Origin of the sequence: Microbacterium sp. UBA3394 (assembly GCF_002358725.1) — a bacterium.
Classification (GTDB): Bacteria; Actinomycetota; Actinomycetes; order Actinomycetales; family Microbacteriaceae; genus Microbacterium; species Microbacterium luteum.
On sequence record NZ_DEPK01000201.1, the window covers coordinates 6,443 to 13,080 of the forward strand.

General features: G+C 69.9%; 7 protein-coding genes. 3 read left to right on the forward strand and 4 right to left on the reverse strand.

What is annotated here, in order from left to right; translation table 11 throughout:
- On the reverse strand, positions 1-223 hold a 223-nt coding region (locus tag B4E30_RS12560), incomplete at its 3' end, for an FAD-dependent monooxygenase (protein ID WP_286795462.1).
- Positions 224-281: 58 nt separating this feature from the next.
- On the opposite strand from B4E30_RS12560, the gene B4E30_RS12565 reads away from it, so the two are divergent.
- Positions 282-1,205: an ROK family protein gene (locus B4E30_RS12565; RefSeq protein ID WP_286795463.1), complete on the forward strand. Its 924-nt coding sequence runs from the start codon at positions 282-284 to the stop codon at positions 1,203-1,205.
- Positions 1,206-1,226: 21 nt separating this feature from the next.
- On the opposite strand, the gene B4E30_RS12570 is transcribed toward B4E30_RS12565, so the two are convergent.
- The gene (locus tag B4E30_RS12570; RefSeq protein ID WP_286795464.1) at positions 1,227-2,435 is read right to left on the reverse strand and encodes a trans-sulfuration enzyme family protein; all 1,209 of its coding nucleotides are present in this window, start codon (positions 2,433-2,435) and stop codon (positions 1,227-1,229) included.
- 114 nt (positions 2,436-2,549) lie between these two features.
- Between B4E30_RS12570 and B4E30_RS12575 the strand changes: the two genes are divergently transcribed.
- Positions 2,550-4,154: a Na+/H+ antiporter NhaC family protein gene (locus tag B4E30_RS12575; RefSeq protein WP_286795465.1), complete on the forward strand. Its 1,605-nt coding sequence runs from the start codon at positions 2,550-2,552 to the stop codon at positions 4,152-4,154.
- Here the strand turns inward: B4E30_RS12575 and B4E30_RS12580 are convergent.
- Positions 4,096-5,061, reverse strand: coding sequence for an EamA family transporter (locus B4E30_RS12580; protein ID WP_286795466.1), 966 nt, complete (start codon positions 5,059-5,061; stop codon positions 4,096-4,098). The genes B4E30_RS12575 and B4E30_RS12580 overlap by 59 nt on opposite strands.
- 39 nt (positions 5,062-5,100) lie before the next feature.
- On the opposite strand from B4E30_RS12580, the gene B4E30_RS12585 reads away from it, so the two are divergent.
- The gene (locus tag B4E30_RS12585) at positions 5,101-5,631 is read left to right on the forward strand and encodes a CGNR zinc finger domain-containing protein (RefSeq protein ID WP_286720123.1); all 531 of its coding nucleotides are present in this window, start codon (positions 5,101-5,103) and stop codon (positions 5,629-5,631) included.
- Between the two features lie 28 nt (positions 5,632-5,659).
- Here B4E30_RS12585 and ppk2 read toward each other — a convergent pair whose 3' ends face one another.
- Positions 5,660-6,565 carry a polyphosphate kinase 2 gene (gene ppk2 / locus B4E30_RS12590; RefSeq protein WP_286795467.1) on the reverse strand — a complete coding sequence of 302 codons (906 nt, stop codon included), beginning with the start codon at positions 6,563-6,565 and terminating at the stop codon, positions 5,660-5,662.
- Between the last annotated feature and the right edge of the window lie 73 nt (positions 6,566-6,638).

The window sequence follows — 6,638 nt, forward strand, 5'->3', positions numbered from 1 at the left end:
TCGGCAGCGGCTTGTGCGCGATGGCATCGAACGCCGAGCGCAGACCGAGGTCGTCGATCAGGTTCACCGTCGACGGGTGCACGGTGTCTCCCCGGAAATCGCGGAAGAAATCGGCGTGCTTCTCGAGCACGACGACATCCACTCGCTCACGGGCGAGCAGCAGTCCGAGCAGGACACCTGCCGGTCCCCCACCGGCGATGCACACCTGCGTGCGGAGCGTCATGCCGCCACGGTACCGCGATGCCGCCGCCGGGGTAAGGCGGCGTCACTACGATCGACGGGTGAGCGAAACGACACCGCAGGCCTGCATCCTCGCCGTCGATCTGGGCGGCACCAAGGTGGAGGCGGCGCTCGTCCGCGACGGTGTCATCCTCGAGGGCACTCGCCACCGCACCCCGACCGGGCGAGCCGCAGATGCCACCGCCCTGACCGCGGCCGTGCGCGAGACCGTGAAGCGCACGCTCGCCTCGGCGCCCGCGGATGCGCGCGTCGACGGCGCCGGCATCGGCAGCGCAGGTCCGCTCGACCGCGACGCGGGCACCATCTCGCCCCTGAACCTGCCCGTGACGGACTTCCCCCTCGCTGCCGTCGTCGCAGACGTCGTCGGCGACGACGTGCCGGTCACCCTCGCCCTCGACGGCACGTGCATCGCCCTGGCGGAGGCCCGCTACGGCGCAGCACGCGATGCCGACAGCAGCGTGTGCATGGTGGTCTCGACCGGCGTCGGCGGCGGCATCGTGCTGGGTGGGCGGATGCTCGCCGGCGACAGCGGCAACGCGGGCCACATCGGCCAGGTGCGTCTCACGCCGAGCCGGTCGGTCACCAGCGCGCGCGAAGACACGCTCGAGGAGATCGCCTCGGGCCCGGCATCGGTGCGCTGGGCCCGCACCCAGGGCTGGACCGGCGAGACGGGCGAAGAACTCTCCCGCGATGCCGCGGCGGGTGACGAGACCGCGCGCGCCACGATCGTGCGATCGGCGACCGCGGTCGGTCAGGCGATCGCGAGCGTGGGCGCCCTGCTGGATGTGCGCCCCTACGTCATCGGCGGGGGCTTCTCGTTCGTGAGCGACGATTACGTGCACCTGGTGCAGGAGGCGGCGCGCGCCGCCGCCGTGCTGCCGACATCCCGAGCGAGCGAGGTCGTGCGCGCCGAGCTCGGCGGCGACGCACCGCTCGTGGGCGCCGCCTGTCTCGCGACGCCGTGACTCCGCGCCAGGGCGCCACGCTCAGCCGAGGGTGCGCTCCAGCGCCGTTGTGATGTCGGCGACGAGATCATCGACATCTTCGAGACCGACCGAGAGCCGCAGGTGCCCGAAGCGCCGGAACGCCTCGGGGTAGTTCTCCGCGCCGCCTCGCGTCTCGGTACCCACGTGCACGATCAGCGACTCGTCGTGACCGAGGGAGAACGCCGAGGTGATGACGCCCAGCTGCGACACGAACGTGTTCTGCAGGTCGGCGTCGCCGTCGAGCGCGAACGCGAGCATGCCGCCGTAGCCGCGCCCGACGAACTGCCGGGTCGCGACCTCGTGGTCGGGGTGGTTGCTGAGACCCGGATAGGCCACGAACGCGATGCGCGGCTCCGCGTCGAGCAGCCGGGCGATCGTCGTCGCGGAGGCGAAGTGCTGCTGCAGGCGCAGGGGCAGCGTCACCGATCCGCGCAGGATCAGCCAGGCGTTGAACGGCGAGATCACCCCGCCCACGTCGACCAGCGCATCCCGCCTGACGCGGTCGACGAGCCCGGCGTCGCCGATGACCGCACCGCCGAGGGCGTCACCGTGGCCGTTGATGTACTTCGTGAGGGAGTGGATGACGAGGTCGGCCCCGTCGTAGAGCGGCCGGTAGAACGGGGGCGGGGTGAAGGTGCTGTCGACCGTGAAGATCGCGCCCACCTCGTGCGCGATATCGGCGAGACCCCGGATGTCGGCGACCTGCGTGGTGGGATTGGCGATGGTCTCGACGTGGATCATGCGCGTCTCGGGCCGCAGCGCCGCCCGCACCGCAGCGGGATCGGACACGTCGACGAAGGTCGCCTCGATGCCGTACCGCTCCGGCAGCAGCTCACTGAACAGGCGCCACACGGCTTCGTATCCCACGTCGGAGACGACGACGTGATCGCCGCTCTTCAAGAGGGTGAAGAACACCGCGTGCAGTGCCGCGACCCCCGACGCGAACACCGCCGCCGCCTCGCCGCCCTCCATCGCGGCGAGCTTGCGCTCGAGCGCGATCTGGTTGACGCCGCCGTTCCGTGTGTAGACGAGCCCCTCGGTGTCGGACCAGTCGATGGTCGAGGGATCCTCCGGGAGCACGTAGGAGTTCGCCATCACGAGAGGCGTCCGCAGGGCGCCGGTGCCGGGGTCGGGCGCGTTGCCGCCGTGCACCGCCCACGTGGCGTCGCGCACGGAATCGGGATCGCTGCGGTTCGGACGGATCGTCATCCCCCGATCCTGCCGTCGGCTCCCGATGGTGTCCACACGACCGCGTGCAGCGGCGACCGTTGACGCCGGGCGCTCGGCTGGGTACGTTCAGGCGGCACAACGAGAGGATGTCCCATGATCGAATCCGCACCGTGGCTGACGGTGATCCCTCCGGTCGTGGCGATCGTCCTCGCGATCGTCACGAAGAAAGTGATGATCAGCCTGGGCGCCGGCGTTCTCGTCGCCGCGCTGCTCATCGCCGAGTTCGATCCCCTGCGCACGCTCGCACTCGTGTGGGATTCCTTCGCGGTGCTGTTCTGGGAGGACGGCGCCCTCAACACCTGGTACATCTACATCCTGCTGTTCATCGTTCTCCTCGGGGTGATCGCGGCCTTCATCCTCATGTCCGGCGGCACCCAGGCGTTCGCCGATTGGGCTGTGAAGCGCATCCGCACCCGCCGCGGTGGGCAGATCCTGCCGGCGATCCTCGGCATCGTCATCTTCATCGACGACTACTTCAATGCGCTCGCCGTCGGCCAGATCAGCCGGCCCGTCACCGATCAGCACCGCATCTCGCGGGCGAAGCTCGCCTACATCGTCGACTCGACCTCGGCACCCATCGCGGTCCTCGCCCCGTTCTCCAGCTGGGGCGCCTACATCATCGGCATCCTCGCCCCGATCGTCGCCGCCTCGACCCTCGGCATCAGCAGCGTCGAGGCGTTCCTCGGCGCCGCGGCGTCGAACTACTACGCGATCGCGGCCGCCCTGCTGGTGTGGCTGGTCATCGCCTTTCGCGCGGACTTCGGCGCGATGCGCCGTGAGGAGCGGCGCGCTCTCGTCGAGGGGCGCCCGTACGCCGACGGCGAGGTGATCCCGGGGCAGCTCACCGACAACCTCCCGGTGCACCGCCCGGGAGCCAAGCGAGCGATCATCGTGCCGTTCGTCGCCCTCGTGATCGGCGTCTTCGCGGGCATCGTGTGGACCGGATACTCCGCGTCGGGATCATGGGCGCCGGTGGACATCCTGGCCTCGACCGATACGAGCCTCGCCCTCATCTACGGCGGCATCCTCGGGCTCGCGTGCGCGATCTACTACTACGTGCGCTACACGACCGACAACCCCCGCTTCGGCTGGAGCAGCTTCGGGCAGGGATGGCTCGGCGGCCTCAAGGCGATGTCTCCGGCGATCGGCATCCTCATCCTGGCGTGGATGCTCGGCGGTCTCATCGACACGCTGGGCACGGGTGCATATCTCGGTGAACTCGTCGAGGTGTCCGACGTGCCGCCGGCCTGGCTCATCCCGATCGTGTTCCTGCTCGCCGCGGCGATGGCCTTCTCGACGGGCACGTCGTGGGGATCGTTCGGGCTCCTGCTGCCGATCGTCGGCGGCATCGCCAACGCGGTGGATGCGCCGGAGCTGCTGCTGCCCATGCTCGGCGCCGTGCTGGCCGGTGCGGTCGCGGGCGACCACAGCTCCCCCATCTCCGACACGACGATCCTGTCCTCGACCGGAGCCGGCTGCAACGTGATCACCCACGTCGTCACGCAGCTGCCGTTCGTGGCCGTCGCCGCCGTCTCGGCGCTGCTCGGCTACGTCGTGCTCGCCGCGACGACGCTGGTGTGGCTCGGGCTGATCGTCACCGTCGCGGCCCTGGCCGGCGGCGTCCTCGCGATCCGCGCGATCAGGAAGCCTGTGGAAGAGGAAGCGGCTGCGCGGCCCGACGAGGCTCAGCCAGCTTGACCAGCACGACGCCGACGAGCACGAGCGCGCCGCCGACGACCTGAACCGCCCGCGGGGCCTCACCGAGCAGCAGCCACGCCAGCAGCGCTGCCGCGAGCACCTCGGTGAGCCCCACGAATGACGCGAGGCGGGCGCCGAGGCGCCGCGCGGCGGCGATGCCGCTGACGTACGACACTGCCCCGGTGACCACGCCGAGCACCAGCACCACACCCCACCAGGGCGCGGAGAAGGAGGCGAACTCCACCATGCCGGTGCCGACACCCATCGGCAGGATGCCGGCGCCGGCCGCGACGGCGAGGATCACCACGGCGACCAGAAGGCCCCCCGCGGCGAGGGTGACCGGCGGGAGGCCGTGCGCGTCGTCGCCCGAGACGAGGTAGTAGACCGCGAGCCCGACCATCGCCCCGAGCGCCCACGCGACGCCGCCGATGCTGACGGACACGCCGCCGAGGACGCCGAGCAGAAGGAGCAGGCCGACCGCCGCGACCACCGCTCCCGCCAGCGTCAGAGACGTGGGTCGCTGCCCACGTCGCAACCACAGCCACAGCACCACCGCGACGGGCGCGGTGTACTCCACCAGGAGCGCCACCCCCACGTCCATCTGCGCCACGGCGAAGAAGAAGCACAGCTGAGCGCCCGCGACGGCGAACAGCCCGTACAGGAGCACGGTCGGCAGCGCGCGGCGCACCGTTCCCCACCGGCCACGGAGGGCCATCGCGCCCGGGATCGCGAGCAGGGCCGCGGCGATCGCCACGCGCGCGAGCGTCGCAGATCCCGCGGTCCAGCCGATCTCGAGGAGCCCCTTTCCGAGGCTCCCCGACAACCCGAACGCAACCGCGGCGACGAGGGCGAAGGCCATGCCGCCGGCCACGGTCCCCACGCGGGTGTCATGTGCGAAGGAGCTCATGGCTCATGACACTACGATCACTGTTGGTAATGTGTCAACATGACGTTCGCTCCTGACACGGTCGAAGCGCTGGAGTCGTCGGTGCACCTGGCGAACTCCGCGCTCGCTCCCGACACGCTCACGACGATCGAGGCGCTGCAGGAGTTCTACGTGCGCTTCGCCTACACCGGCGCCGCCCCCACCGCGGCCGACCTCGAGCCGGTCCGCGCGATCCGCCCCCGGCTGCGTGCGCTGTTCGTCGCCGACCGCGACGATGCGGTCACCCTCGTGAACGCGATCCTCGCCGAGCAGGGCGCCGTGCCGCAGCTCACCCGGCATGGCGATACCGACTGGCACATCCACGCCACGACCGATGACCGCCCGATCCACGAGCGGATCCTCGTGGAGACGGCGATGGCCATGATCGACGTCATCCGCGCCGACGAGACGAGCCGGTTCGGCCGGTGCGCCGCAGAGGACTGCGACGGCGTCGTGATCGACCTGTCGCGCAACCGGTCGCGTAAGTACTGCTCGACCGCGTGCACGAACCGCGAGGCGGTCGCCGCCTACCGCGCGCGCCGGCGGGCCTGAGCGACCCGGCGGCCCAGGACGGCGCGCGTCACTCGTCGGCGGTCTCCTGCTTGCCGCGCATGACCAGCTGCGGATCGGGTTCACCGATCACGTCGTGATCCTTGCCCTCGTAGTCGAACTGATTGAGGAAGAACCGCATCGCGTTCAGCCGCGCTCGCTTCTTGTCGTTGGAGCGCACGATCGTCCACGGTGCGTGCTTCTTGTCGGTGCGGCGGAACATCTCCTCTTTCGCGGCGGTGTAGTCCTCCCACCGGTCGAGCGAGGCGATGTCCATCGGCGACAGCTTCCACTGGCGCACCGGATCGAGCTGACGCATGGCGAAGCGGGTGCGCTGCTCGGTGCGCGAGACGGAGAACCAGAACTTCGTGAGGTGGATGCCGCTGTCGATCAGCATCTTCTCGAAGGTCGGCGCCTGATCCATGAAGGTCTCGTACTCCTCGTCGGAGCAGAAGCCCATGACGCGTTCGACGCCGGCACGGTTGTACCAGGAGCGGTCGAACATGACGATCTCACCCGCGCTCGGAAAGTGCTTCGCGTAGCGCTGGAAGTACCACTGGCCCTGCTCGCGCTCAGTCGGCTTCGTGAGGGCGACCACCCGCGAGGAGCGGGGGTTCAGGTGCTCGGTGAAGCGCTTGATGGTGCCGCCCTTGCCCGCCGCGTCACGTCCCTCGAAGAGGATCATGGCGCGTCCGCCGGTGTCTTCGAGCCAGTACTGGAACTTCAACAGCTCCACCTGCAGCCGGTACTTCTCGATCTCGTACTCGTCGCGATCCATGCGCTCGGCGTAGGGATAGCCCTCCTGCCACGTGTAGACCGGATTCCCCTCGGGATCGATCAGGTCCGGGTCGGGTGTGTGCCCGTTCGCGACGGAGTAGCCGCTCTCGCGGAGGTGCTCGATGTACTCGCGCAGGCTCTGGGTCCGCGGGTCTTCCATGATTCGGGATCCTGTCAACGTGTCGTGGCGAACGGGTTAACGACATCTTGCCGCCCGGCGGAGCGCGTCGGCG